Origin of the sequence: Pseudomonas sp. FDAARGOS_761 (assembly GCF_013343155.1) — a bacterium.
GTDB lineage: Bacteria > Pseudomonadota > Gammaproteobacteria > Pseudomonadales > Pseudomonadaceae > Pseudomonas > Pseudomonas aeruginosa.
This window is the reverse complement of the sequence record NZ_CP054572.1, coordinates 5,918,978-5,945,627: the sequence shown is the minus strand read 5'-3', so window position 1 is coordinate 5,945,627 and position 26,650 is coordinate 5,918,978. Positions and strand designations below refer to the sequence as shown.

The window sequence follows — 26,650 nt, the reverse complement described above, 5'->3', positions numbered from 1 at the left end:
GCAAGGGGGCGACAGGAGCGCTAGAAAGTTCGAGTAGGAAGTGCGTCCGGGACGGCATGCAGAAGGCGACGGAAAAAACGTCGCGAACCCGAATTTAACACCGTGGCCGCGTGGCGTCTATAGAAACGCAAAAAAAAGCCCCGCGAATCGCGGGGCTTTCCAGCGAGGCCTGGGCCCGGCTCAGATATTGGCGTCGAGGAAGGCCGCCAGCTGCGACTTGGACAGTGCGCCGACCTTGGTCGCCTCGACATTGCCGTCCTTGAACAGCATCAGGGTAGGGATGCCACGCACGCCGTACTTCGGCGGGGTGTCCTGGTTCTCGTCGATGTTCAGCTTGCAGACCTTCAGCTTGCCCTGATAGTCCCTGGCGACTTCGTCCAGCACCGGCGCGATCATCTTGCACGGACCGCACCACTCGGCCCAGTAGTCCACCAGCACAGGGCCGTCGGCCTTCAGCACGTCCTGCTCGAAGCTGGCATCAGTAACGTTGACGATATGTTCGCTCATGAAATCTCTCCGTAGTCGGACGCGAATTGAAACGCGAAAGTGCCGACCATCATATCCCGCCTTGACCCTCGCCGGAAGGCGCAGCCGATTGAGAGTCTCTATCGTTGGTCGGCTGATTCCCGATTGATCGGCTGCCGCATTGGCGACCCTCGCCCTATCGTGGCAGGATGGCGCAGTTTTCCAATGGACTTGCAAAGCATGCCGCAAAAACCTGCCGAGGCATTCCCGCTGATTGCCGCCCTGGACCTGGGTTCCAACAGTTTCCACCTCTGTCTGGCCAAGGCCAATATCCACGGCGAAGTCCGCATCCTCGAACGGCTGGGCGAGAAGGTCCAACTGGCCGCCGGCCTCGACGAGGAGCGCAATCTCAGCGAGGAGGCCACCCAGCGCGGCCTCGACTGCCTGCGCCGCTTCGCCCAGTTCATCAGCGGCATGCCCCAGGGTTCCGTACGCGTGGTCGCGACCAACGCCTTGCGCGAGGCGCGCAACCGCAGCGATTTCATCCGTCGTGCGGAAGAGGTTCTCGGCCATCCCGTGGAAGTCATCTCCGGCCGCGAGGAAGCCCGCCTGATCTACCTCGGCGTCGCCAACAGCATGCCCGACAGCGGCGGTCGCCGGCTGGTCAGCGACATCGGCGGCGGCAGCACCGAGTTCATCATCGGCCAGGGTTTCGAGTCCGAGCTGCGGGAAAGCCTGCAGATGGGTTGCGTCAGCTACACCCAACGCTACTTCCGCGACGGCAAGATCACCCCGGCCCGCTACGCCCAGGCGTACACCGCCGCACGCCTGGAACTGATGGGCATCGAGAACAGCCTGCGGCGCCTCGGCTGGCAACAGGCGGTCGGCGCCTCCGGCACCATCCGCGCAGTGGCGCTGGCGATCAAGGCCGGCGGCCACGGCAACGGCGAGATCAGCCCGGACGGACTGGCCTGGCTGAAGCGCAAGGTGCTCAAGCTCGGCGACGTGGAGAAGCTCGATCTGGAAGGGATCAAGCCGGACCGCCGGACCATCTTCCCGGCCGGACTGGCCATTCTCGAAGCGATCTTCGACGCGCTGGAACTGGAACAGATGGTTCACTCCGAGGGCGCCCTGCGCGAAGGCGTTCTCTACGACCTGGTCGGCCGTCACCAGCACGAGGACGTGCGCGAACGCACCATCAGTTCGCTGATGCAGCGCTACCACGTCGATCCGGAGCAGGCTTCGCGGGTGGAGGCCAAGGCCCTCAAGGTGCTTGCCGAAGTCGGCGACGCCTGGGAGCTGAACGACGAACTGCACCGCGACCTGCTGAGCTGGGGCGCACGGGTCCACGAGATCGGCCTGGACATCGCCCATTACCACTACCACAAGCACGGCGCCTACCTGATCGAGCACTCCGACCTGGCTGGCTTCTCGCGCCAGGACCAGCAGATGCTGTCGCTACTGGTACGCGGCCACCGCCGCAACATTCCGGCGGATAAGCTGGCGGAGTTCGCCGCGGAAGGCGACAAGTTGGTGCGCCTGTGCATCGTGCTGCGCTTCGCGATCCTCTTCCACCACATTCGCGGCACCCAGGAAATGCCCTCGGTGCGCCTGAAGGCAGAGCCCAAGAGCCTTTCGGTGACCTTCCCCGAGGGCTGGCTGGAAGCCAACCCGCTGACCCAGGCCGACTTCGCCCAGGAAGCCGAATGGCTCAAGCGGGTCGGCTACAGCCTCAACGTGCGGTAAGCACCGGCGCGGCCAGCTTCTCCAGCAGGGTCGCCTGGGTATTGCGGGGGTTCTGGTTACCGGTGGGGCTGAGCCGCTGGTAGCTACCGTCGGCCTGCAACACCCAGGCCTGGGTGTTGTCGGTCAGGTACGTTTCCAGTTCCTTCTTGACCCGCTGCACCAGCTTCTTGCCTTCCACCGGGAAGCAGGTCTCGACGCGCATGTCGAGGTTGCGCTCCATCCAGTCGGCGCTGGAGAGATAGAGCTTCTCGTCGCCGCCGTTGAGGAAGTAGTAGATGCGGCTGTGCTCGAGGAAGCGTCCGATGATCGAGCGCACGTGGATATTGTGCGAGACCCCCGGGATGCCTGGCCGCAGGCAGCACATGCCACGCACCACCAGGTCGATCCTGACCCCGGCCTGGCTGGCCTTGTACAGGGCGCGGATGACCTTCGGATCGGTCAGCGAGTTGACCTTGGCCATGATGTGCGCCGGCTGGCCGAGCGCCGCCTGGGCCGCCTCGCGGTTGATCATTTCCAGCAGGTTCTTCTTCAGGGTGAACGGCGCATGCAACAGCTTCTTCATGCGCAGCGTCTTGCCCATCCCGATCAGTTGGTTGAACAGCTTGTGCAGGTCCTCGCAGAGCGCCACGTCGGCGGTCAGCAGGCTGTAGTCGGTGTACAGGCGAGCGTTGCCGGCATGGTAGTTGCCGGTGCCCAGGTGCGCGTAGCGGCGCAGTTCGCCGTCCTCGCGACGGAGGATCAGCATCATCTTGGCGTGGGTCTTGAAGCCGACCACGCCGTAGATCACTACCGCGCCGGCCTGTTGCAGGCGGCTGGCCAGTTGCAGGTTGGACTCTTCGTCGAAGCGGGCGCGCAGCTCGATCACCGCGGTGACCTCCTTGCCGTTGCGTGCCGCCTCGACCAGGGCGTCGACGATCTCAGAGTTGGCACCGCTGCGGTACAGGGTCTGCTTGATCGCCAGCACGTTCGGATCCTTGGCGGCCTGGCGCAGCAGGTCGATCACCGGGGTGAAGGACTCGAACGGGTGCATCAGCAGCACGTCGAGCTTGCTGAGGACGTTGAAGAGGTTTTCCTTCTTCTGCAAAAGACGCGGGATCGCCGGGGTGAAGGGCGGGTACTGCAGCTCCGGATGGCTTTCCAGGCCGGTGACGCTGAACAGGCGGGTCAGGTTGACCGGGCCGCTGACCTTGTACAACTCGCTTTCGGACAGGCCGAACTGCTTGAGCAGGTAGTTGGTCAGGTTCTGCGGGCAGGTATCCACCACCTCCAGGCGTACCGCGTCCCCGTAGCGACGCGAGAACAGCTCGCCGCGCAGCGCGCGGGCCAGGTCCTCGACATCCTCGGTGTCCACCGACAGGTCGGCGTTGCGGGTCAGGCGGAACTGGTAGCAGCCCTTCACCTTCATGCCGGGGAACAGGTCGTCGGCGTGGGCGTGGATCATCGACGACAGGAACACGTAGTTGTCGCCCTCGCCGCCAACGTCTTCCGGCAGCTTGATGATCCGTGGCAGCAGGCGCGGCGCCGGGATGATCGCCAGGCCGGAGTCGCGGCCGAAGGCATCCATCCCCTCCAGCTCGACGATGAAGTTGAGGCTCTTGTTCACCAGCAGCGGGAACGGGTGGGTCGGGTCGAGGCCGATCGGGGTGATGATCGGCGCGATCTCGTCGCGGAAGAAGCGCCGCACCCAGGTCTTGATCTTCAGCGTCCAGTGACGCCGGCGGATGAAGCGGATCTGGTGCTTGGCCAGCTCCGGCAACAGGGTCTCGTTGAGGATCCGGTACTGCCGCGATACCTGCTCGTGGACCAGCTCGCTGATCCGCGCCAGGGCCTGGTGCGGCAGCAGGCCGTCGGCGCCGGCCTGCTCGCGGGCGAAGGTGATCTGCTTCTTCAGGCCGGCGATGCGGATCTCGAAGAACTCGTCGAGGTTGCTCGAGAAGATGAGGAGGAACTTCAGCCGCTCCAGGAGCGGGTAGGACTCGTCCAGCGCCTGTTCCAGCACGCGGATGTTGAACTGCAACTGGGAGAGCTCGCGATGAATGTACAGGCTGCTGTCATCCACGCTGGGAACCACCGCAGGTGGCGTTTCCACCGGGATCGTTTCGGCCATCTTCACTTCTGCTTCGCTTTCCACGTTCGCCACTACGGTTTCGTCGGCGGCGATACGTTCGATCTCATCAAGTCCTTGCTGCGTATTCATTCATCTTCCCGAGGGGGTCAACGCCCCCGTCTTAATTGTTCTGCGGCCTGCTTGGCGAAGTAGGTCAGAATGCCATCGGCGCCGGCACGTTTGAAGGCGGTAAGGGATTCGAGGATCACCGATTCGGCCAGCCAGCCGTTCTGGATGGCGCCCATGTGCATCGCATACTCGCCGCTGACCTGGTAGACAAAGGTCGGGGCGCGGAATTCATCCTTCACCCGACGCACGATGTCGAGGTAGGGCATGCCCGGCTTGACCATCACCATGTCGGCGCCTTCGGCCAGGTCGGCGGCCACTTCGTGAAGTGCCTCGTCGCTGTTCGCCGGATCCATCTGGTAGGTGGCCTTGTTGCCCTTGCCGAGGTTCGAAGCCGAGCCGACCGCATCGCGGAACGGACCGTAGTAGGCGCTGGCGTACTTGGCCGAGTAGGCCATGATCCGCACATTGGTGTGACCGGCAGACTCCAGGGCCTCGCGGATCGCACCGATGCGACCGTCCATCATGTCCGAGGGCGCTACCACCTGGGCGCCGGCCTCGGCGTGGGACAGCGCCTGCCGTACCAGCACGTCGATGCTGACGTCGTTGAGGACGTAACCATCGTCATCCAGGATGCCGTCCTGGCCATGGGTGGTGAACGGGTCGAGCGCCACGTCGGTGATGATGCCCAGCTCCGGAAAGCGCTCGCGCAGGGCGCGGGTGGCGCGCTGGGCGATGCCTTCCGGGTTGTATGCCTCGGCGGCGTCCAGGGACTTCTTCTCCACCGGGGTCACCGGGAACAGCGCCAGCGCCGGAATGCCCAGGGCCACCCACTCTTCCGCCTCGATCAGCAACTGGTCGATGGACAGGCGCTCGACGCCGGGCATCGACGGAATGCTTTCACGCTGGTTGACCCCATCGAGGACGAACACCGGCAGGATCAGGTCGTCGACGGTGAGGACATTCTCGCGGACCAGGCGGCGGGAGAAGTCATCGCGGCGATTGCGCCGCAGGCGGGTGTAGGGATAGGCGCGGTTGGCGGGAGTGAAGCTCACGGTTTACTCCAGGGCCCAGATAACGGGCACAGTGTGACAGTTATAGTCCCTGATTATGACGGATTGGCAACAAGCGACGACAGTGACTCAAGGTCGCGGCATCCTGCCGCACCGCCAATCATCGCAAAAAGCCAGCGGCAAAGGCCATTCATTGCACAATCAATGACCTGGGCCGTGACGATCGCGCTTTCCCCACGCCCTCAACCGAGTTAGGCTGCGCGTTCATTTCGCTTCGCTGCCCCGATGATGCTCCAACAATTCCTGCAGGACTTCGGCTATTTCGCCCTTTTTCTCGGTACTTTCTTCGAGGGCGAAACCATTCTCGTGCTGGCCGGGTTCCTTGCCTTCCGCGGCTACATGCAGCTGGATACCGTGATTCTCACCGCCTTCCTCGGCAGCTACGCCGGTGACCAACTCTGGTACTTCCTCGGACGCCGCCACGGCCGCCGGTTGCTGGCGCGCAAGCCGCGCTGGCAGAAGCTCGGCGACAAGGCGCTGGACCATGTGCGCCGCCATCCTGACCTGTGGGTGCTGAGTTTCCGCTTCGTCTACGGCCTGCGTACGGTGATGCCGGTGGCCATCGGCCTGTCCGGCTATCCACCGGCCCGCTATCTTCTTCTCAACGGCATCGGCGCCATCGTCTGGGCCGCCGCGCTGGGCTCCGCCGCCTACTATTTCGGCAGCGTACTGGAAGGCATGCTCGGCAACATCAAGAAATACGAACTCATGGTCCTCGGCGGCCTGATCGTGCTGGGCCTGCTGCTCTGGCTATGGCGGCGTTTCAAGACACCGCGCGGCAACGGCGCGGGCGGCAACGCCGACAAATCCGAGTGAACCCGCGCCGGCGCGACTGAACAGCCGGCCCCTTCGCACACTCCAACTCCTTGTACCCTCCGCTCCGGCTGGCCGCCGGGGCCGGCGGCTCGCTATGCTTGCGCGATACCGACCCCGGCCAGGCCCGTCCGGTCCGGATCCTGCGTTCCCAAGGAGTAAGCCTCATGCACAAGAAAGTTGCCGTCATCCTCTCCGGTTGTGGCGTCTACGATGGCGCGGAAATCCACGAAAGCGTGATCACCCTGCTCCGCCTCAGCCAGCGCGGCGCCGAGGCACAATGCTTCGCGCCGAACATCGCCCAGCACCATGTGGTCAACCACCTGACCGGCGAGGAAATGCCGGAAAGCCGCAATGTCCTGGTCGAGTCCGCGCGTATCGCCCGCGGCGAAGTCAAGGACCTGCGCGAAGCCCGCGCCGAGGACTACGACGCGCTGATCGTGCCCGGTGGCTTCGGCGCTGCGAAGAACCTCAGCGACTTTGCCATCAACGGCGCACAATGCCAGGTGCAGCCGGACGTGCTGGCGCTGGCCAAGGCTTTCGCCGAAGCCGGCAAGCCAGTCGGGCTGATCTGCATCGCTCCGGCGATGGCGGCGAAGATCTACGGCGCCGGCGTCCAATGCACCATCGGCAACGACGCCGACACCGCCGACTCGCTGAAGCAGATGGGTGCCGAGCACATCGACGCGCCGGTGGACGAGATCGTCGAAGACAGCGCGCGCAAGCTGGTGACCACCCCGGCCTACATGCTCGCCCAGTCGATCGCCGAAGCCGCTTCCGGGATCAACAAGCTGGTCGACCGGGTGCTCGAACTGGTGGACCAGGACAAGGCCTGATCGGCCAAGCACGAGGGCGGTCGCGCCGCCGCCCTTTTCAAATCCGTGCCGCTACGCCAGCGTGCGTCTCGAAACCATCGAATCGAGACGCCGCGATGAGCGAAACGCCCTCCCCCGCCCTGCCTGACGACGTCCACCAACTGGTGGCGGATTTCTTCCAGCGCATCCCCTTCAACCGCATGCTCGGGATCCGCGTGGCGAGCCTGGGCCGCGAGCGGGTAGTCCTCGACCTGCCGATGAAGGACGAACTGATCGGCAACTTCGTCCAGGGCATACTCCACGGCGGGGTGATCTCCAGCCTGCTCGACGTCACCGGCGGTGCGATGGCCCTGATCGGCGCCCTCGAACGGCATCGCGAACTGCCAGGCCACGAGCGCATGGCGCGGCTGTCGAAGCTCGGCACCATCGACTTGCGCGTCGACTACCTGCGCCCGGGACGCGGCCGGACGTTCACCGCCCATGCGGTGCCGCTTCGCTCGGGCAACAAGGTCGCAGTGGTGCGCTCGGAACTGCATAGCGACGACGGCACGCTGGTCGCCGTCGGTACCGGTACCTATCTGTGCGGCTGACTCGCGCGTAGATCGGCTTCCCGCTGCAGGCGGGTGAGCAGGCGGTCCAGAGCGTTGGCGAACGCCTGGCGGTCACGCTCAGCGTAGGGCGCCTGGCCGCCGCCCATCTGCCCCTGGTCACGCAGGTCGGCCATCAGGTTGCGCATGGCCAGCTTATCGCCCATGTTCCGCGCGTCGAACTCGCGGCCGCGAGGATCGAGGGCGGCAACCTGTTTCTTGATCAGCCGATCGGCCAGCGGTACGTCGCTGCAGATCGCCAGGTCGCCCGGCTCGGCCTGCTCCACCAGGTAATCGTCAGCCGCATCCATCCCGCTTTCCACCACCACCAGACGCACGCAGGCGAACGGCGGCTTGACCTGCGGCTGGCCGGCGACCATCCAGACTTCCAGCTTGCGCTTGAGGGCGAACTTGCAGACCAGTTCCTTGGCCGCCTTGGGGCAGGCGTCGGCATCGATCCAGATACGCATGAACGGACTTCCGTAGAAATGACGACGGCCAGTATCGCACTGGCCGTCGTGGTTGCGCGAACCCGCTCAGTCGGCCGCGTTGGCCGCCGCACGCCGGCGCTCGACGATCCGGCTACGTCCGTAGAGCAGCGCGATGGCCACCAGCGCCATGGCCTGGGCCGACAGCGAATAGGCGTCGGCCTTGATCCCCAGCCAGTCGAAGTCGAAGAACGGCACCGGACGGGTGCCGATCACCCCGGCTTCCTGCAAGGCGATGACGCCATGTCCGGCGAACACCGCCGAGAGCGCACAGAGCAACGCCGCGTTGATGCTGAAGAACAACCCCAGCGGCAGTTTCGCCGAGCCACGCAGGATCACCCAGGCCAGGCCGATCAGCAGGACCACGGCGGTCGCCGCACCGCCGATCACGGCATTGTGCCCGGCCGGTCCGGCCTGCAACCAGAGGGTTTCGTAGAACAGGATGACCTCGAACAACTCGCGGTAGACCGAGAAGAACGCCAGCACTGCGAAGCCGAAGCGTCCACCACCGCCCACCAGGCTGCTGCGGATGTAGTCCTGCCAGGCTGCCGCGTGGCGGCGGTCGTGCATCCAGACGCCGAGCCAGAGCACCATCACGCAGGCGAACAGCGAGGTGAAGCCCTCCATCAGCTCGCGCTGGGCACCGCCGATATCGATCACATAGGCGGCCAACGCCCAGGTGGCGAAGCCGGCGACGAAGGCCAGCCCCCAGCCGACGTGCACGCCACGCACGGCGCTTTCCTGCCCGGTATTGCGCAGGAAGGCGAGGATGGCGGCAAGCACCAGGATTGCCTCTACCCCTTCGCGCAACAGGATCAACAGGGCGGAAACGAAACTGATGGAGAAACTCAGCGAGTCGCCGCCAAGCTGCTTGGCGGCCTCTGCCAGCTTGCCCTTGGCCAGCTCCAGCTGTTGCGCCACCTGGGTTTCCGGGAGGCCATCGCGCAACGCCTGGCGGTAGGCCATCAGCTGCTTCTCGGTGGAGCGGCGCAAATCGGCGTCGACGTTGTCCAGCGAGCTTTCCACCAGCTCGAAGCCTTCCAGGTAGGCCGCCACCGACAGGTCGTAGGCCTGGTCGCGGTCGCCTTCGCGATAGACCGCGAAGCTCTTGTCCAGGGTGGCGGCGGTATAGTCGATCAATTGCCCAGGACCGCGCTGCTCCAGCGGCGGATGCGCACGCAAGGCGCGGAAGCTCTCCGCAGCGGCCTCGCCGTCGTGCTCGGCGACTTCGGCCGGAGTCTGCGTGGCCAGGGTCGCCAGCGGGTAGGCATGGGCCTTGTCCGGCTGCGCACTGCCGGCGCTCAGGCCGGCCACATAGCTGGCCAGGTCCCAGCGCTGGCGTTCGTCGAGCTGGTCGGCGAACGCCGTCATGTCGGTGCCGGCCACGCCCAGGCCAATGACGTTACGCAGGTCGTAGAGGCTCAGGTGGTCGAGGCGCTGGCGATCGGTGAGGTTCGCCGGCGGCGGTTCCAGGCCGATGCCGGCGGGGCCGTCGCCCTTGCCCGCATCGCCATGGCAGATCGCGCACTGCTGGGCATAGATCGGCGCTGCGCGGCTCGGGTCGGGGGTGATCGCGGGGGTCTGCACCACCTGGTAGATATCCGCCACCCGTGCCTCGAGGTTGCGCGCCTGGAGGGCCACGTCCCTTCCCGGCAAGCGCTGCTCGATGGCCTGGCGCAGGCTGGCGACCCCCCTCTCCAGCTCGGCGCGCTCGGGGCGCATCGGCAGGGTCAGGACCAATGCCTGCAGGTTGCCAACGAACTCCACCTGTTCCTGGTATTCGCTGGGGTCGACGATCTTGCCGTCAGCCACGGTCGGCGGATAGTCGGCCGCCAGGTAACTCAACAGATGCAAGGCTTGGGAGGGGTCGACGGCCGTGTCGGCAATAGCTCCAAGGCTGAACGCGCAGACCAGCGGCAGCAGCCACAGCAGGATTTTCGGAGGGTGCATGGCGAAGACGAAGTGAGAATGGAAGAGATTAAATTGTCCCTTCGCCTTCCCGCCCATGCAAGAAATACTCTGTAACAATCACGCCCGTCGGCGTGTCGGTCGGCTCAGAGCGGCGCTCGGCGCACCGTCGCCAGCAGCCCCGCGGCGCCGACGAACAGGCTGGCGAAGGTACGGTTCACCAGCTTCTGCTGGCGCGGCGAACGCAGTACGCGTAGCACGCGCGCAGCCAGTCCGGTGTAGCCGGCCATGACGATCAGGTCGACGACGATCATGGTGCCGCCCATGATCAGGTACTGCGCCAGCAGCGGCTGGTGCGGGTCGATGAACTGCGGCAGCACCGCGAGCATGAAGATCACCGCCTTGGGATTGCTGGCGTTGACCAGGAAACCACGCAGCACCAGGGTCAACGGTCGCCCCAGAGGCCGTTCGCCATCGGTGCTCAAGGCCTGTGGCGGCGCCTGCCACTGGCGCACCGCCAGGTACACCAGGTAGGCCACGCCGAACCACTTGATCAGGCTGAAAGCCAGTGCCGAGGTCGCCAGCAACGCACCGACGCCGGCGGCGACGATGGCGATCTGCAGGGCCAGGCCGATCTGCAGGCCCAGCGCGTTCCAGTAGCCTCGCGCAAAGCCGTACTGCAACCCGCAGGACATCGAGGCGATGGCTCCGGCGCCCGGCGACAGGCTGATGGCCCAGCAGGCGAGAAAGAAGGCGAACCAGGTACTGACGAGCATTGCACACCTCGGAAAGCGAACGCGGCTGGCGGCGGGAACGAAAAAGCCAGTGTGCACCAAGGCGGAGCAGCCGCACAGGTTTTCCGACCACGCGCCTCGCCCAACCTTTGCGGGCGCAACCTGGCCGACAGAAAAAACCCGGCAGATGCCGGGCTTTCCCGAGGATACGCGCTCAGCCATGTTGGGCGGACCACCGCGATGCGGCTATTCGCCCTGGCCCCGAACGCTCTCAGTCCGGCGAACCCTTGCGCAGCTTCACCGGCTCTTCGCCGCGCTTGCGCGCCATGGCCCCGCGCAAGCGGATGTTCAGCGCCTCCACCGCCAGGGAGAAGGCCATGGCGAAGTAGACGTAGCCTTTCGGCACGTGCACTTCGAAGGACTCGGCCACCAGCACGGTGCCGACCACGATGAGGAACGACAGGGCGAGCATCTTCAGCGATGGGTGTTTCTCGATGAAGTCGCTGATGGTGCCTGCCGCCAGCATCATCACGCCGACCGAGATGACGATCGCCGCGACCATCACCGGCACGTTCTGCACCAGACCGACGGCGGTGATCACCGAGTCCAGGGAGAAGATGATGTCGATGATCGCGATCTGGACGATGATGCCCATGAAGCCGTGGGCCTTGCCGCCGCTCTTCTGCTCTTCTTCCGCGCCTTCCAGGCTGTGGTAGATCTCCATGGTGCTCTTGAACAGCAGGAACAGGCCGCCGAAGAAGAGGATCAGGTCACGCCCGGAGATGCCCTGGCCGAACAGGTGGAACAGGTCGGTGGTCAGGCGCATGACCCAGGTGATCGAGAGCAACAGCAGGATCCGCGTGCCCATGGCCAGGGCCAGGCCGAAGAAGCGCGCCCTCGGTTGCTGGGCCGGCGGCAGGCGCCCGACCAGGATCGAGATGAAGATGATGTTGTCGATGCCGAGGACGATTTCCAGGGCGGTCAGGGTCAGGAACGCGACCCAGATTTCAGGACTGGCGAGCCATTCCATAGATGGTTATTTCCCGTTTTTTGTTGGAGTTGAAAAACCTGGCCCACGCCAGCGACGCACGGCTTTCTGGAAGAACAGGCTGTTGGGAACCTGCAGCAGCGGGCCCGGCGAGCCATCCTCGAGGGTTTCTTCCAGTGTCGTATACAAGAGATTGATGGCAACCACGCGTCCGGTGACGCCCGGTTTGTCGGCGCTATCGATCAGCTCCACGCGGTCGCCGATGCGGAACGGCCCGACGGTGAAGATCAGCAACGCACAGAACAGGTTGGAGAGCACGCTCCAGATGGCGAAGAAGGCTACCGCCGCCACCGCGGCGAAACCGGTCAGCGCGGTCCACAGCACTTCGGCGGACACGCCCAGGCGCTCCAGCACCATGATCAGTGCGCTGACCATGATCAGCCAGCGCAGGCCGCCACGCAGCGGCAGGAGCAGCTCCGGCGGCACCGGATAACGCTCGCCGATACGGGTCACCGTGCGTCGGACCAGGCGCTGGAGCAGCCAGGCGACCAGCAGGATGAGCAGGATCTGCAGCGCCACCACCAACGGCCCGCTCCAGGTCTGCGTCAACATCTGCAGGTTATCCATCACTCACTGGCCTCCAGTTCTTTCTGCAAGGCTTCGAGGGTTTCCAGGGCCTCCAGCCAACGTTCCTCCAGCTCGCCTTCGCGAACCTTCAGGCTCGATTGTTCGGACAGCAACTCGCGCAATTCGTCCTTTCGCGATACGTCGTACAGGGCGCTGTCGCCCAGCCGCGCCTCGATAGCGGCTAGCTTTTCGTGCAGGCCGCCGAGTTCGCGCTCCAGCTTGTCGGCCTCGCGCTTGTGCGGCGCCAGCTGCTGGCGCAGCGCGGCCGCTGCCTGGCGCTGGGCGCGCTTGTCGGTGCGTTCGGACGGCGCGCCCGGCGCAGTCTCGGCCTGCGGCGCCTTGCGCGCGCGATAGTCGACCAGCCAGCGGGCGTAATCGTCGAGATCGCCATCGAACGGCACCACGCGCCCATCGGCGACCAGGAGGAATTCGTCGGTGGTGCTTTTGAGCAGGTGCCGGTCGTGGGAAACCACCAGGACCGCCCCGGAAAACTCCTGTAGAGCCAAGGTCAGGGCCAGGCGCATTTCCAGGTCGAGGTGGTTGGTCGGCTCGTCGAGCAGCAGCAGGTTGGGCTTCTGCCAGGCGATCAGCGCCAGGGCCAGGCGCGCTTTCTCACCACCGGAGAAGTTCAATACCGGCTCGTCCACCCGAACGCCGCGGAAGTCGAAGCCGCCAAGGAAGTCCTTGAGGGTCTGTTCGCGCTCGCCGGGGGCGATACGCTGCAGATGCAGCAACGGGCTGGCCTGTGGGTCCAGCGAATCGAGCTGGTGCTGGGCGAAGTATCCGATGGCCAGGTTCTCGCCGCGCAGCAGGCGGCCGCCCAATTCGGGCAGGTCCCCGGCCAGGGTCTTGATCAGGGTCGACTTGCCGGCACCGTTGGGACCGAGCAGGCCGATCCGCGCACCGGGCACCAGTTGCAGCTTGACCTTCTCCAGCACCGCCTTGTCGCCATAGCCGAGACGGCCTTCGCCGAGATCCAGCAACGGCCGGGAGATCTTGTCCGACTCGCGGAAACTGAAATTGAACGGCGAATCGACATGTGCCGGCGCCAGTTCCTCGAGACGCTCCAGCGCCTTGATCCGGCTCTGCGCCTGGCGCGCCTTGGTGGCCTTGGCCTTGAAGCGGGCGATGAAGCTTTCCATGTGCGCACGCTGCGCCTGCTGTTTCTCGTAGGCCTGCTGTTGCTGAGCCAGCCGCTCGGCGCGGGTCCGCTCGAAAGCGGAATAGCCGCCGCGATAGAGGGTCAGCTTGCGGTTTTCCAGATGCACCACATGGTCCACCACCGCATCGAGGAAGTCGCGGTCGTGGGAGATCAGCACCAGAGTGCCGGGATAACCCTTGAGCCACTCTTCCAGCCAGAGGATGGCGTCCAGGTCGAGGTGGTTGGTCGGCTCGTCGAGCAACAGCAGGTCGGACGGGCACATCAGCGCCTGCGCCAGGTTCAGGCGCATCCTCCAACCGCCGGAGAAATCACCGACCCGGCGCTCCATCTGCTCGCTGCTGAAGCCGAGTCCGGCCAGCAGCTTGCGCGCCCGTGCATCGGCGGTGTAACCGTCGGCGTTGTCCAGTTCGGTATGCAGGCGCGCCAGGGCAGAACCGTCGTGCGCCGCTTCGGCGGCGGCCAGTGCCGCCTGGATCTCGCGCAGGCGACTGTCGCCGTCGAGCACGTAATCCACCGCCAGGCGATCCAGGGTATCGACCTCCTGGCGCATGTGCGCGATGCGCCAGTCGGCGGGCAACAGGCAGTCGCCAGCATCCTGGCCGAGCTGGCCGCGCAACAGCGCGAACAAGCTGGACTTGCCAGCGCCATTGGCCCCGATGAGACCGGCTTTCTGGCCGGCGTGCAGGGTCAGTTCAGCAGCTTCCAGGAGGCGCTGCGGCCCGCGCTGTAGCGTAAGATTGAGGAGTCGGATCATGGCGGCGGAGTTTATCAGTTTCGCCCTTGCGGAGCGTGAGGCTGTATGACTGGAAATGTCTGGAAATTCGCGGTGGACGTCTATGCCCGGCCGGGCGTGGAAACGGCTTGCCTCGCGCTTCAGGAGCAAGGTGCGGACGTCTGCCTGTTGCTGGTCGCCGCCTGGCTTGGCAGGCGCGGTGTGAGCTGCTCGAAAGAACGCGCCCAGATCCTGGAGAACGCCGCGCGCCCCTGGCGCGAAACGGTCATCGAACCCCTGCGCAGATTGCGTTGCGCCTGGCGCGAAGCGGCAACCCACGATGCCTGCCTGGCCGAACTCCGCGAGGAAATGAAGGCCCAGGAACTACGAGCGGAACGGGAACACCTGCAACGCCTGGCCGACCTGGCCACAGCCTGGCTGGAGGGCCAGGAGGCGAATCGTAATGCGGATGCCTGGCTGCAAGCCTGCAGCCGGGACATCTGCACGGAAGCAGAGCGCCGGGCTTTGCTGGTGCTTGGCTCGGCGGCTTTGCAGACAGCGCCTTAGGAGGCGCTGGTCGGGGCGGCGCCGTTGCTGCCCGCGGCAGGCGTTGCCGAAGCAGCGCTGGAGGCGGCTGCCGGGGCGCTGGGAGTCGCCGCAGGCTTCGCAGCAGGAGCGGTGGCGGGCTTGGCTGCGGCAGGTTTCGCGGCTACGGGTTTCGCCGCAGGCTTGGCCACCGGTTTCGCCGCAGGCTTCGCAGCCGGCTTGGCTGCAGGCTTCGCGGCCGCGGGTTTCGCCACAGGCTTGGCCGCCGGTTTCGCCACAGGCTTCGCCGCCGGCTTGGCTGCGGGCTTCGCGGCTGCGGTTTTCGCCGCGGGCTTGGCCGCCGGTTTCGCCACAGGCTTCACCGCCGGCTTGGCTGCGGGCTTCGCGGCTGCGGTTTTCGCCGCGGGCTTGGCCGCCGGTTTCGCCACAGGCTTCGCCGCCGGCTTGGCTGCGGGCTTCGCGGCTGCGGTTTTCGCCGTGGGCTTGGCCGCCGGTTTCGCAGCAGGCTTCGCCACCGGCTTGGCTGCGGGCTTCGCGGCTGCGGTTTTCGCCGCGGGCTTGGCCGCCGGTTTCGCAGCAGGCTTCGCCGCCGGCTTGGCTGCGGGCTTCGCTGCCGCGGTTTTCGCCACAGGCTTGGCCGCAGGCTTCGCCGCTACGGTTTTCACCGCAGGCTTGGCTGCCGCCTTCGCAGCAGGTTTGGTCGCGGGTTTCGCCTTGCGGCTCTCCAGAGCCTTGCCAGCAGCTTCCTTCACCTTGCCGACACCCTGCGCCAGCTTGAGGCTTTCCTGTACGTCACGCTTGAGGCCGACGATGTAGGTACGGGTGTCCGCCTGCCGGGCCTTCAGGGTATCCAACGCTTCTTCCAGGTCGCTGATGGTCTCGCGCGCCTTGGCCTGTGCCTTGGTCTTGCCGGCCTTGGCAGCATCCTGCAGCTTGGTGCGAGCCTTGTGCAGTTTTTCCTGGGCTTTGCCACGTTGCTTTTCAAGTTTGGCCAGGAGCTTTTCCGAATCGACCAGCGCTTGTTTGCACGCACCTTCCAGGTGCTCGACAAGGCTGTGGGAAAGTTGCTGCAACAGGTGCAAGGGGGTGGTGACGGGCTTCTTGTTGGCCGACATGACGTGCCTCCAGGCGGACGTGGTTGCGCCCATACTAGACCCGCACACCCCCTCTCGCCAACGGGTTCGATGTGCTACAAGCGACGTGCGCCAGGATTGCCCGCCGATTCGTCTGGAGAAACCGCATGCCGCGCCGCCTTTTCATCGGTCTTTTTCTACTGCCGCTGCCGCTTTTCGCCGCGCCCCCCAAGGACGAACTGGCCTATGCCGTAGGCGCCCGCCTGGGCACGCGCCTACAGCAGGAAATGCCCGACCTAGAGCTATCCGAACTACTTCTCGGACTGCGCCAGGCCTATCGCGGCGAGGCACTTGAAATCCCCCCCGAACGCATCGAACAACTTCTGCTGCAACACGAGAACGCCACGACGGAAACACCGCGGATCACACCCGCCGAGGCCCGCTTCCTGGCCAACGAAAAAGCCCGCTTCGGCGTCCGCGAATTGACCGGCGGCGTCCTCGTCAGCGAATTACGTCGTGGCCAAGGTAACGGCATCGGCGCGGCAACCCAGGTACACGTCCGTTACCGCGGCCTGCTCGCCGACGGTCAAGTGTTCGACCAGAGCGAAAGCGCCGAGTGGTTCGCCCTGGACAGTGTGATAGAGGGATGGCGCACAGCGTTGCGAGCGATGCCTGTCGGCGCGTGCTGGCGAGTGGTGATTCCTTCGGCGCAAGCCTATGGCCACGAAGGCGCTGGCGACCTGATCCCGCCCGACGCTCCGCTGGTCTTCGAGATCGACCTGCTGGGCGTCCGCTAAAATGCAAAAACGGCGCTCTCCCGCATGGAGACGCGCCGTTTCGTAACGACTCGCCGGTGAATCAGACCGGTACTGCCGAACCCTCTGCGCCGCTCTGGCTGTGGGCGTTGTGCAGGACTTCGATGAGGCAGTCCTCCAGCTCGAAGCGTTCGTGCAACTGTTGCCGCAGGACCTTCAGCTCCGCGATGAGGCAGGCTCCTTCACGGCAATCGCCGTTGTCGCAGCGATCGTTGAAGTTCAGCGCGGATTCGGTGATGGCTTCCAGCCGGGGGAAGATCTGCTTGGCCAGCTCCAGGCCGCGCTGATCGCCGAAGGCCTTGCCTTCCGCCGTCAGTTGCTCGTAGACCTCGAAGTGTCCGGCAGATACGTAGTCCAGCAGCAATTGGCAAAAATGCTGGAGTTCTTCGGCGTTGGGCGCCGGTGCCTGAATACCGCTCAGGGCATCGAAGGCCTGCACCAGTTGCTGGCGCTCATGCAGCCAGCGATCGATCAGTTGGTGCACGCCCCCCCACCGCTCTTGGGCATTACGGCAGCTTTCGAGCATGTTGTCCTCGCTTCCCTCTTCGGACGTCCCGGAGAATCATCGTCCGCTCCGAGACGCATTGCTGACGCACTCTCTGCGCTCTGTGGGAGAACGCCTGTGCAAGGGGCGGACTCCGGCGCTACGGAAAGCCAGATTATGCCCCCGGGATGACCCCATCAAGACGCCCGTACAGAAAAATTCATACGGATGTTTGATCGGTATCCCGCATCCGCTCTGGTTTTCGCCAAATCGATACGGCCGACGCTCGAGAGCTGACGAAAGGCCACGGGACAGCCCGCGTCAGGCACGTCGGAGGAACTGCACGATGGAGAAACCGAGATAGGCAACGAACGCCAGCAGGCTCCATTCCGGAATGCTCAGGGTGAACAGCGTCCAGCTCACCTGGGCACAATCCGCGGTGCCATGCAGGACCAGGCGGATCACTTCCTGGAAGGGAAGCGCCTGCATCATGTAGTCGAGGCTGGGCAGGCAGGCCGGCAGTTGGTCCAGCGGAACGGTCTGCAACCATACCTGGCGGGCGGCCGTGGCCCCGCCGCCGAGAGCGAGCAGGAACACCAGCACGGAGTAGATACGCCGCCCACGCAGGCCGGGCCCCTGGATCGCGCCAGCGAGGCAGGTCAGGCCGATCAGGATGAAGAAGATCCGCTGCACGACGCACAGCGGGCAGGCCTCCAGGCCAACCACATGTTCCAGGTACAGCGCCCCGCCCATGATGGCGACGCAGGCCAGGAACGCGAGAAGGAAAAGCTGACGGGGGCTGGCCAGGGGCATGGCGGATCCACAGGTACACAGGGGAAAGGCCGCCTACGGTAGTGGAAAGCCTCCGGCCGTTTCAAGCCGCAAGGCAGCTCTGCGGCAAGACATCCCGAATCATGCCGGGCGCCCGCGACAAGCCGCCACAGTCCTGCCGATGGAGCCGAACGGGGAACGCCGGGTGGCGTTCCCCATGCTCAAATGCCCGCCACCACCACGGGCAGCCCCGGAGTACGCCGATCGAGCAGGACCAGGCCCTCCTGGAACAACTGGTTGCTGCGCTCGACCTCGCCGAGCTGCGCCAGCAGGCGTCCCAGCTCGGCGCAGGTCTCGGCACTGCGCTGGAAGCTCAGGCTGGCCTCCAGGTATTCCCGGGCCTTGCCCCAGAGCTTGTTGATCAGGCACAGGCGCCCCAGGGTCAGCAGCAGGCCGGGATCGTTCGGATGTTCCTTGAGCCAACCTTCCGCGGCCTGCAATTGCTTGCCCGGATCGCGCCCGCGCACCTGCCCGTAGAGTTGCACCAGGGTCGCGTCGAAGCCTTGCTTGAGCGCATGGCGGAGGACTTCCTCAGCCTCTTCCTCGGCGCCCAGGCGAAGCAGTTGGGCGGCATAGCCCGCGACGATCGCCGGGTCTGCACGCAGCGCCGAAGGCACGTTCTGCCAGCGCTGGGTCAGCGGCTGCAACGCCGTCTCGCCCTCGTTCAGTCCACGCTCGCCGGCTTCCTGCAAGGAAGCCACCCAGGCACGGCGTTCGAGGTCGCGCAGTTCGGAATCCTTCAGCACACGCTCCTTGCGCAGCTCCGGCAGCAGGACGCAAATGGCCTGCCAGTCGTGCTGGGTGACGTACAGCTGCTGCATCAGCCGCAATACCGTGCGGTGCTGCGGCTGGAGCCCGTGCAGCTCTTCGAGGGTATTGCGTGCCTGCGGGTAGTCGCCGCGATTGATCAGCAGTTGCGCACGGGTCAGGCCGACCAGCAATTGGGCGTCCGGCTCGCGCTCGCGAGCCCGGTTCAGCAGGTCGTCGGCCTCGTCGTAACGTTCGAGTTCGTTGGCGGCCCGCGCCGCGCCGAGGTAATGCATCAGCGGCCGCTCGCCCATCTCCGCCGCCCGCCGCAAGTGACGCAGTGCCTGCGGCCAGTTGCCTTCGCCGAGATCGCGCAGGCCGCTGTGCTCGGCCATCTGCACCCGACGCCGGCGGTTGTAGCGCGACCAGGGGTTTACCACCCGCCCCGAGCTGCCGAGCAGGCGCAGGACCAGGCGCACCAGCACCACCAGCAGCCAGACCACCGCCAGCAGGGCGAGGAACGACCACAGGCTGGATTCGTAACGGAAGCTCTTGTAGGCGATCAGCACATAGCCGGCCTGCTCGGAGATCGCCAGCCCAACCAGCGTGGCGACCAGCACCACCGCCAGAACCAGGAGGTAGATGCGTCTCATGGACGGCCCTCCGTGGCCGGAGCCGCCTGCGCCTCGGGCACCAGGTTGCCAGCGGCCTCGCGGCGCGACACGTAGGCCTGCAAGGCGCTCAGGGCCGGTGCGAGGTCAGGGACCTGCACGGTGACCGGCTGCTTCGCCAACTCATCGATACGCAACTTCAACGCGCGGCTGTCGGCCAGCTCTACGTTGAAATAGCCGTCCAGCACGTCCTGGGCCTGCTTCAGCGCCTGCTCGTAGACTTCCTGCTTGCCATTCAGCGCCGCCCACTGGGCTTGCTCCAGGGCCAGGCCGATGGTCAGGCGCACCTGCGCCAATTGCTCGCCGGCCAGCAGCGGACGAATGTCCTGGCCGGCATTGAAATCGATGCGGATGTAGCGCGAGATCTTCTCCCACCACAGCTCCCAGGTGCTGTTGCCGTCGCCCCAGGCGACATTGCTGGCACCGCTTTCGCCTTCCTTGAAGGTCGGCGTGAGCGGTTGCAACTGGTTGACCTGCTCGCGCAACGCCGCCAGTTGCACGAACAGCCCGGTACGGTCCGGCTCCGGCAACGCGCGCAGGGCCTCGAGGCTGGCCGCCAGCTTGGCGCGGGCGGCATAGGCGCCGGGATCGTTCTGCGCGCGCAGGATGTCATCGGCGCCCTGCACCAGTTCGGTGGCGCTGCCCACGTCCTGCAAGGCGGACAGGCGCAGGCTGGCCAGGCGCAGCAGGTGTTCGGCCTCGGCCAGTCGCCATTGCTGGCGGCTCTGGCCGAGGACCTTCTTCAGTTGCTCGCTGAGATGCTGCTGGTCGCCCTGCAACTCCACCACAAGGCGTCGCCGGGCCTCCAGTTCGTCCGCGGTGGGCAAAGCGTCCAGGCGGGCAACCAGTTGCTGGTTGCGCTGGGCCAGGGATTCAGTCTTGCCACGGGCATCTTCCAGCTGCGCCAGCTGGTCGCGCTCGGTGCCCTGCAACTGCTGGACCTGCCAGAAGCTCCAGCCACCCGCGCCGAGTCCCGCCACGCCAACCAGCAGGGCGAGCAACGCCAGGCCGGTGGCGGTACCGGAACGCCTGGATGCATCGGGTGCAACGGGAGAAGGGGTGGAAGTGGAAGTTCTTGCGTCGTCTTGGGGAGTGACTGCTTCGCTCACAGGTCCATCCTTTGGTCAAGAAAGTTCTAGGCGGCGCTCGTCAGGGCCGCCAGCAAGGCCGGCGCGCTCGCGCCCCGGCAATCAATCACCCGTTGCGCACCCAGTTCGCGCGCCATCTCGGCGACCCGCGGGCTGGGTACGAACAGCGGCAACCGGCCTATCTCGGGCCAATCGGCTGCCGCCAACTGATACAGATTTTGCAAACCCTGTCCACTGCTGACCACCAGGCCGTTCAGGCGTTCCGCCCGCACCCTTGCCAGCAGCTCTCCGGCCGGATAGTCCGGAGCCCGGCGCCGGTAGAGTGGCAGGTAGTCCACCTGCACGCCTTGGCCGCGCAGGCGCTCGGCGAGGAATTCTCGGCCACCTTCGCCGCGCATGATCAGCACTTTCGGATCGTGCACGCGCAGGGAATCCTGGAACGCCGGCAGCGCCAGCAACGCTTCGCTGTCGTCGCCCTGTTCAGGGTAGGTTACGTCGAGGCCGTAGGCCTCGAGGATCGCCGCGGTCGCCGCGCCGACGCTGCACCAGGTCTGCTGCGGCGGCTGCGGCCAGTAGCGGTCGAGCCGCTCCAGCCCCAGGCGCGCCGCCGGCTTGCTGACCACCACCACCGCGCAGTAGCGGTCCAGGTCGAGCATCAGCGTACGCTGCTCCGGGGTTTCTTCCAGCGGATCGATCGCCAACAGCGGCAAGCTGCTGCTATGGACGCCCGCCTCGCCGAGGCTGGCGGCCAGGGCCGCGCACTCCTCGTCGGGACGCGTCAGCAGGAGCCGCCAGCCGCTCACGGATGTCCGGCCTCGCCGTAGACGGCTTCGAGAATCGCTTCGGCGCCCTGCTCCAGCAGGTCCTCGGCCACCCGCACGCCCAGCGCCTCGGCTTCCGCCAGTGGCGCCCGCCCCTCGGCGCGCAGCAACTGGGTGCCATCAGGCTGGCCGACCAGGCCGCGCAGCCACAGCTGGTCGCCCTCGCGGATGGCGTAGCAGGCGATCGGCACCTGGCAACCGCCGTTGAGCCGCTTGTTCAGCGCGCGCTCGGCAGTGACCCGCAGAGCCGTGTCGGTATGGTGCAAGGGTTCCAGCAAGGCATGCAGGGCGCTGTCGGCCGTACGGCATTCGATGCCGACGGCGCCTTGTCCGCCGGCGGGCAGGCTGTCGTCGACACTGATCGAGGAGCGGATGCGCGACTCGAAGCCGAGGCGGATCAGGCCGGCGGCGGCGAGGATGATCGCGTCGTATTCGCCGGCATCCAGCTTGGCCAGGCGGGTATTGACGTTGCCCCGCAGGAAACGGATCTGCAGGTCCGGCCGGCGCGCCAGCAGCTGCGCCTGGCGGCGCAGGCTGGAGGTGCCGACCACGCTGCCGGCTGGCAGTTGCTCGAGGCTGGCGTAGGTGTTCGAGACGAAAGCGTCACGCGGGTCTTCGCGCTCGCAGATGGTGTAGAGGCCGAGCCCCTCGGGAAAGTCCATCGGCACGTCCTTCATCGAATGCACCGCGATGTCGGCGGCGCCTTCGAGCAGGGCGGTTTCCAGTTCCTTGACGAACAGGCCCTTGCCGCCGATCTTCGCCAGCGGTGCGTCGAGCAGCTTGTCGCCGCGACTGGTCATCGGCAGCAGGGTGACGGTCAAGCCGGGATGCGCCTGTTCCAGGCGCGCCTTGACGTATTCGGCCTGCCACAAGGCGAGGGCGCTCTGGCGAGTGGCGATGCAGATTTCGCGGGACGACATGGGATATTCCGTGCACAGGGATGCGCCCATGATAACAGTTCGAACCCGAGTGCGCGGACGCTGGGCCCGATAGCCGCACCCGGGTCGCTGGCGAACCGCCGACCGCCGTCAGAGCTGATGCATCAGACGCCTGACCCCGGCCACGTGCCGCCGGCTGACGGTCAGCGCATCGCCGTCGAGGCCTTTCAGGTAGAGCTGGAAATGCCCCAGCGGCGTACGCTGCAGGCGTTCGATCCGTTCGCGGGCGACCAGCGCGTTGCGGTGGATGCGCACGAAGCGCTCGCCGAATTCGTCTTCCAGCGCCTTCAACGGCTCGTCCAGCAGCACCTCGCCCTGCGCATGGCGCAAGGTCACGTACTTGTGGTCGGCAATGAAGAAGATCACCTCTTCCAGCGGGATCAGCTCGATCCCCTTGCGGGTCCGCGCACTGATGTGGCTGCGCGGACCGCTGCCGCCGGAGGCCGGGGGCTTGGTCAGCGCGGCCAGTTGCACGCGGTTCGGTCGCGAGGCTTTCTTCAACGCCTCGGCCAGGTCTTCGCTGCGCACCGGCTTGACCAGGTAGCCCACGGCGCTGACCTGGAAGGCTTCCAGGGCGAATTCGTCATGGGCCGTGCAGAAGATCACAGCCGGCGGCGCTTCCCGCTCGCAGAGTCTGGCCGCGACCTGGAGGCCGTCCAGACCGGGCATGCGGATATCCAGCAGGACGATATCGGGCTTGAGGCTGTCGATCAGCGTCAGCGCTTCTTCGCCATTGCTGGCCGAGGGCTCGAGGACGCGATAGCCGTCCAGTTGCCCTACCAATCGGGCCAGGCGCTCTCGCGCCAGAGGTTCGTCATCGACAATCAGGACATTCATAAGCTCAGGCTTCCTGCATGAGTCGCGCACATGGATAGCGTAGACAGGTGTAGTGCCGTCCGTCACGGCGCTCGACGCTGAGACTCGCTTTAGGCCCGAAAAGTGCCCCAAGTCGTGCATCGATATTGTGTAACGCCTGTCGCGTGCCTTTCGACGGGGGCGACTCGAGCGCCTCGTCGTAGGGGTTGCTCACACATAGCTGGAACACTCCTTCACGATAAACCGCCTCGACCTGCACCAGGCCACCTTCGACCCGCGGCTGGATGCCATAGATAAGCGCATTTTCCAGCAGCGGCTGCAAGGTCAGTTGGGGGATCGGCAGGTTGGCCGGCACCCCGTGCACCTGCCAGTCCAGTTGCAGGCGATCGCCAAGACGATACTGCTCAATGGAAAGATAGCGCCTTGCCAGCGCCAGTTCCTCCTCCCAGGAAACTAAAGTGCCGGGCTTCGCCAGGCTGGCCCGGAACAGGTCGGACAGGTCCAGCACCGCATGCTCGGCCTTCAGCGGGTCCAGCTCGATCAGGCTGGCGATGCTGTTCAGGCTGTTGAACAGGAAGTGCGGGCGAATCCGCGCCTGCAGCGATTCCAGGCGCGCCTGCAACTCGGCCTGCTGCTGCCGGCGCCACTGGCTCTGCAGGTAAAAGTAGCGCAGCACCAGGGCGGACATGATCAGCGCGATCAGCGCGTGCCGCAGATACAGATTGACCTCGCCGGCACGCGTCAGTTCTCCGCCCAGTTGATAGTGCTCGGCGACCGCCGTGCAGCCCAGGGTGAGGGCCACCACCAACAGGCAGCAGGCACTCCCCGCCAGCGCCACCGGCAGGCGCGCGAGCAATGGCCGCAGGCGGCAGAACAGCGCCGCCGAGAGCAGTACGATCCACTGCACGAACAGCGACGCCAGGGCCAGGCGCACCCAGTTGAAGCTCGGCGTCATCGGCTCCGCCAGCACCAGCACCAGCACCAGCAGCTCCGCCAGCAGCACCAGGGTGAACAGGGCTTCGGCTTCGCAGAGCTCGGGAATGAAGAAGTCGTCTTGGACGGCCGGCCGGGTCGAGCGGCCGGGCTTGAATCGGATAGGCATCGACAGAGTTTCCGCAAGGCCCGGGGCGCCCGCAAGACAGCCGCGGGCGTACGGGCGAAATAAAGCACCGAAATGCCATCTGCCGCAAAAAACCGCGAAACAGCGCTCGTTCCGGCTTCGTCGACGAGCCGCCGGTTTTTCCTCCCGGCCTGCTATCATCGTCGCACTTTGCCCGTCACGCAGGCCGCGCGGCCTGTCCGTTTCTTGTTGCAGCGAGAGATACCATGAGCGTAGAGAAGACCAACCAGTCCTGGGGCGGCCGCTTCAGCGAGCCCGTCGACGCCTTCGTCGCCCGTTTCACCGCCTCCGTCGACTTCGACAAGCGTCTCTACCGCCACGACATCATGGGTTCCATCGCCCACGCCACGATGCTGGCCAAGGTCGGCGTGCTGAGCGACGCCGAGCGCGATGCGATCGTCGACGGCCTGCAACAGATCCAGGCGGAAATCGAAGCCGGCAGCTTCGACTGGCGCGTCGACCTGGAAGACGTGCACATGAACATCGAGGCGCGCCTGACCGACCGCATCGGCGTCACCGGCAAGAAGCTCCACACCGGCCGCTCGCGCAACGACCAGGTGGCCACCGACATCCGCCTCTGGCTACGCGACGAGATCGACACCATCCTCGCCGAGATCACCCGCCTGCAGGAGGGCCTGCTGGGCCTGGCCGAAGCGGAAGCCGACACCATCATGCCCGGTTTCACCCACCTGCAGACCGCCCAGCCGGTGACCTTCGGCCACCACCTGCTGGCCTGGTTCGAGATGCTCGGCCGCGACTACGAGCGCCTGGTCGACTGCCGCAAGCGGGTCAACCGCATGCCGCTCGGCTCGGCGGCCCTGGCCGGCACCACCTACCCGATCCAGCGCGAGATCACCTGCCAGTTGCTGGGCTTCGACGCGGTTGGCGGCAACTCCCTGGACGGCGTCTCCGACCGCGACTTCGCCATCGAATTCTGCGCCGCCGCCAGCCTGGCGATGATGCACCTGTCGCGCTTCTCGGAAGAGCTGGTGCTGTGGACCAGCGCGCAGTTCCAGTTCATCGACCTGCCCGACCGCTTCTGCACCGGCTCCTCGATCATGCCGCAGAAGAAGAACCCCGACGTGCCGGAGCTGGTACGCGGCAAGTCCGGCCGGGTGTTCGGCGCCCTCACCGGCTTGCTGACCCTGATGAAGGGCCAACCGCTGGCCTACAACAAGGACAACCAGGAAGACAAGGAACCGCTGTTCGACGCCGCCGACACCCTGCGCGACAGCCTGCGCGCCTTCGCCGACATGGTCCCGGCGATCCGGCCCCGGCGCGAGATCATGCGCGAGGCGGCACGCCGCGGTTTCTCCACCGCCACCGACCTGGCCGACTACCTGGTGCGCAAGGGCCTGCCGTTCCGCGACTGCCACGAGATCGTCGGCCACGCAGTGAAGTACGGCGTGGACAGCGGCAAGGACCTCGCCGAGATGAGCCTCGACGAACTGCGCCGCTTCAGCGAGCAGATCGACGCCGACGTCTTCGACGTGCTGACCCTGGAAGGCTCGGTCAACGCCCGCGACCATATCGGCGGCACCGCGCCGAACCAGGTCCGTGCCGCCGTCGCCCGCGGCAGAAAACTGCTGGCACAGCGCTGAAGTCGCGCCCAGTGCCCGGCAGACCTCCCTGTCCTACCCGAGACTTGATCGCACGGCGGGACAGGAACGCCCTTGTAGGTCGACAGCCACTCTAGTGAAAGTCCTTCTTCGCTAACCGGTCGCAATGGCGGAATAACTCAGCATCAGTGCTCATCATTGAAATCATCGGCCCTGGGCGTGGCAAAAATGCCCTTGGCTTCCTGGCGCCGGTAATAGGCTTCGATGCTTAGCCCGGGATCGATGCGCGCCCTGACGATGCAGGGCTGCTGTTGCCAGGGATACCCATGCAGGCGTCGGTCCAGCTCCTTGCGCTCCTTGGCTGGCCAGCCCTGGTAGGTGCGCTTGCGCCAGTAATGGGGATCGCGTCCGGTATGCCGATCATGCTCGGCGGTGACCGGATCTAAGGGGCGGCTCGGCTCCAGGACCGGCAGGTCGGGCAACGGCTGGGTCACGTCCATGTAGCGTTGCAGGCAGTCCCAGAAGGCCAGGGCATTGGCCTTGTCGAGACCGAGGGAGTGGACGCGGGTGGCCAGACAGACCTTGTTGTCGGTATAGCGGTGATGCAGCCAGAGCGCATAGTCGTGGCTGCCGTAGCCACTGGGGAGCAATTGCAGCACCGGATCGAACTCGTCGAAGGGAGCGACGAACAGGCGGCGAAAGCGACGCTTGAAGCGGAGCATGCCGTCCAGGCGATTGAATTCACTGCCATCGTGCTTGAAGACTTTGCTGTAGAGCCAAAGGATGGCGTTGAAGCCGACTGCACCCATAAAATAAGTAGTTACGCCTATCCAAATTGCTATTTGCAAAC

At 65.7% G+C, this 26,650-nt stretch carries 26 protein-coding genes; 7 read left to right on the top strand and 19 right to left on the bottom strand.

The genetic code is table 11. The features are described from left to right. Window positions 1–180: 180 nt before the first annotated feature. Window positions 181–507 (bottom strand): thioredoxin TrxA, encoded by a 327-nt coding sequence (trxA, locus tag FOC67_RS27700; protein ID WP_003096336.1) that lies wholly within the window; start codon window positions 505–507, stop codon window positions 181–183. A gap of 198 nt (window positions 508–705) precedes the next feature. Here trxA and ppx point away from each other — a divergent pair, with 198 nt between their 5' ends. Next, on the top strand, window positions 706–2,211 hold the full coding sequence (gene ppx / locus FOC67_RS27695) for an exopolyphosphatase (protein WP_003099207.1): 1,506 nt from the start codon (window positions 706–708) through the stop codon (window positions 2,209–2,211). Here ppx and ppk1 read toward each other — a convergent pair. Beyond that, entirely contained in the window at window positions 2,198–4,408 is a 2,211-nt protein-coding gene (gene ppk1, locus FOC67_RS27690; protein ID WP_003096343.1) for a polyphosphate kinase 1, read from the bottom strand. The genes ppx and ppk1 overlap by 14 nt on opposite strands. 17 nt (window positions 4,409–4,425) lie before the next feature. Further along, window positions 4,426–5,439: a porphobilinogen synthase gene (gene hemB / locus FOC67_RS27685; RefSeq protein WP_003096352.1), complete on the bottom strand. Its 1,014-nt coding sequence runs from the start codon at window positions 5,437–5,439 to the stop codon at window positions 4,426–4,428. A gap of 243 nt (window positions 5,440–5,682) precedes the next feature. On the opposite strand from hemB, the gene FOC67_RS27680 reads away from it, so the two are divergent. The 3 genes from FOC67_RS27680 to FOC67_RS27670 all read left to right on the top strand — a co-directional run bounded on the left by FOC67_RS27680 (window position 5,683) and on the right by FOC67_RS27670 (window position 7,675). Continuing rightward, window positions 5,683–6,273 carry a DedA family protein gene (locus tag FOC67_RS27680; RefSeq protein WP_003096354.1) on the top strand — a complete coding sequence of 197 codons (591 nt, stop codon included), beginning with the start codon at window positions 5,683–5,685 and terminating at the stop codon, window positions 6,271–6,273. Between the two features lie 164 nt (window positions 6,274–6,437). Further along, window positions 6,438–7,106 (top strand): isoprenoid biosynthesis glyoxalase ElbB, encoded by a 669-nt coding sequence (gene elbB / locus FOC67_RS27675; RefSeq protein WP_003096356.1) that lies wholly within the window; start codon window positions 6,438–6,440, stop codon window positions 7,104–7,106. Between the two features lie 95 nt (window positions 7,107–7,201). Further along, window positions 7,202–7,675, top strand: coding sequence for a thioesterase family protein (locus tag FOC67_RS27670; RefSeq protein WP_003096359.1), 474 nt, complete (start codon window positions 7,202–7,204; stop codon window positions 7,673–7,675). On the opposite strand, the gene FOC67_RS27665 is transcribed toward FOC67_RS27670, so the two are convergent. The 6 genes from FOC67_RS27665 to FOC67_RS27640 form a co-directional block, all read right to left on the bottom strand. Continuing rightward, a complete protein-coding gene (locus FOC67_RS27665; RefSeq protein ID WP_003136094.1) occupies window positions 7,660–8,142 on the bottom strand; it encodes a YaiI/YqxD family protein in 483 nt (160 codons plus the stop codon). The genes FOC67_RS27670 and FOC67_RS27665 overlap by 16 nt on opposite strands. Window positions 8,143–8,208: 66 nt before the next feature. Next, complete coding sequence (locus FOC67_RS27660; protein WP_031627611.1) at window positions 8,209–10,110, bottom strand: cytochrome c/FTR1 family iron permease; 1,902 nt, start codon at window positions 10,108–10,110, stop codon at window positions 8,209–8,211. Between the two features lie 104 nt (window positions 10,111–10,214). Then, window positions 10,215–10,844: a LysE family transporter gene (locus FOC67_RS27655; protein WP_003096365.1), complete on the bottom strand. Its 630-nt coding sequence runs from the start codon at window positions 10,842–10,844 to the stop codon at window positions 10,215–10,217. Window positions 10,845–11,073: 229 nt separating this feature from the next. Then, the gene (locus FOC67_RS27650) at window positions 11,074–11,832 is read right to left on the bottom strand and encodes a TerC family protein (RefSeq protein WP_009314489.1); all 759 of its coding nucleotides are present in this window, start codon (window positions 11,830–11,832) and stop codon (window positions 11,074–11,076) included. A gap of 6 nt (window positions 11,833–11,838) precedes the next feature. Further along, complete coding sequence (locus tag FOC67_RS27645) at window positions 11,839–12,417, bottom strand: mechanosensitive ion channel family protein (protein WP_003123700.1); 579 nt, start codon at window positions 12,415–12,417, stop codon at window positions 11,839–11,841. Further along, complete coding sequence (locus FOC67_RS27640; protein ID WP_009314490.1) at window positions 12,417–14,333, bottom strand: ATP-binding cassette domain-containing protein; 1,917 nt, start codon at window positions 14,331–14,333, stop codon at window positions 12,417–12,419. The genes FOC67_RS27645 and FOC67_RS27640 overlap by 1 nt, the downstream gene beginning before the upstream one ends. Before the next feature lie 45 nt (window positions 14,334–14,378). On the opposite strand from FOC67_RS27640, the gene FOC67_RS27635 reads away from it, so the two are divergent. After that, complete coding sequence (locus FOC67_RS27635) at window positions 14,379–14,858, top strand: TIGR02444 family protein (protein ID WP_009314491.1); 480 nt, start codon at window positions 14,379–14,381, stop codon at window positions 14,856–14,858. Here the strand turns inward: FOC67_RS27635 and algP are convergent. Further along, on the bottom strand, window positions 14,855–15,952 hold the full coding sequence (algP, locus tag FOC67_RS27630; protein ID WP_009314492.1) for an alginate regulator AlgP: 1,098 nt from the start codon (window positions 15,950–15,952) through the stop codon (window positions 14,855–14,857). The two genes, FOC67_RS27635 and algP, sit on opposite strands and share 4 nt — an antisense overlap. A 125-nt stretch (window positions 15,953–16,077) precedes the next feature. Here algP and FOC67_RS27625 point away from each other — a divergent pair, with 125 nt between their 5' ends. After that, window positions 16,078–16,707, top strand: coding sequence for an FKBP-type peptidyl-prolyl cis-trans isomerase (locus FOC67_RS27625; RefSeq protein ID WP_009314493.1), 630 nt, complete (start codon window positions 16,078–16,080; stop codon window positions 16,705–16,707). A gap of 61 nt (window positions 16,708–16,768) precedes the next feature. On the opposite strand, the gene rsd is transcribed toward FOC67_RS27625, so the two are convergent. The 8 genes from rsd to algZ all read right to left on the bottom strand — a co-directional run bounded on the left by rsd (window position 16,769) and on the right by algZ (window position 24,223). Then, a complete protein-coding gene (rsd, locus tag FOC67_RS27620; RefSeq protein ID WP_003120370.1) occupies window positions 16,769–17,251 on the bottom strand; it encodes a sigma D regulator in 483 nt (160 codons plus the stop codon). Window positions 17,252–17,530: 279 nt separating this feature from the next. Then, complete coding sequence (locus tag FOC67_RS27615; protein WP_003099230.1) at window positions 17,531–18,022, bottom strand: disulfide bond formation protein B; 492 nt, start codon at window positions 18,020–18,022, stop codon at window positions 17,531–17,533. Between the two features lie 179 nt (window positions 18,023–18,201). Next, window positions 18,202–19,440: a heme biosynthesis protein HemY gene (locus FOC67_RS27610; protein WP_009314494.1), complete on the bottom strand. Its 1,239-nt coding sequence runs from the start codon at window positions 19,438–19,440 to the stop codon at window positions 18,202–18,204. Further along, complete coding sequence (locus FOC67_RS27605; protein ID WP_009314495.1) at window positions 19,437–20,567, bottom strand: uroporphyrinogen-III C-methyltransferase; 1,131 nt, start codon at window positions 20,565–20,567, stop codon at window positions 19,437–19,439. The genes FOC67_RS27610 and FOC67_RS27605 overlap by 4 nt, the downstream gene beginning before the upstream one ends. A gap of 26 nt (window positions 20,568–20,593) precedes the next feature. Continuing rightward, window positions 20,594–21,349 (bottom strand): uroporphyrinogen-III synthase, encoded by a 756-nt coding sequence (locus tag FOC67_RS27600; protein WP_003114032.1) that lies wholly within the window; start codon window positions 21,347–21,349, stop codon window positions 20,594–20,596. Then, window positions 21,346–22,287 carry a hydroxymethylbilane synthase gene (gene hemC / locus FOC67_RS27595; RefSeq protein WP_009314496.1) on the bottom strand — a complete coding sequence of 314 codons (942 nt, stop codon included), beginning with the start codon at window positions 22,285–22,287 and terminating at the stop codon, window positions 21,346–21,348. Before hemC ends, FOC67_RS27600 begins: the two co-directional genes overlap by 4 nt. A gap of 108 nt (window positions 22,288–22,395) precedes the next feature. Continuing rightward, window positions 22,396–23,142: an alginate biosynthesis regulator AlgR gene (gene algR / locus FOC67_RS27590; protein ID WP_003096397.1), complete on the bottom strand. Its 747-nt coding sequence runs from the start codon at window positions 23,140–23,142 to the stop codon at window positions 22,396–22,398. Between the two features lie 4 nt (window positions 23,143–23,146). Then, window positions 23,147–24,223, bottom strand: coding sequence for an alginate biosynthesis two-component system sensor histidine kinase AlgZ (algZ, locus tag FOC67_RS27585; protein WP_003096404.1), 1,077 nt, complete (start codon window positions 24,221–24,223; stop codon window positions 23,147–23,149). Between the two features lie 224 nt (window positions 24,224–24,447). Between algZ and argH the strand changes: the two genes are divergently transcribed. Beyond that, window positions 24,448–25,842, top strand: a complete 1,395-nt coding sequence (gene argH / locus FOC67_RS27580) for an argininosuccinate lyase (RefSeq protein WP_003114030.1) — start codon at window positions 24,448–24,450, stop codon at window positions 25,840–25,842. Between the two features lie 143 nt (window positions 25,843–25,985). On the opposite strand, the gene FOC67_RS27575 is transcribed toward argH, so the two are convergent. Then, window positions 25,986–26,609, bottom strand: a complete 624-nt coding sequence (locus FOC67_RS27575; protein ID WP_019485038.1) for a hypothetical protein — start codon at window positions 26,607–26,609, stop codon at window positions 25,986–25,988. Between the last annotated feature and the right edge of the window lie 41 nt (window positions 26,610–26,650).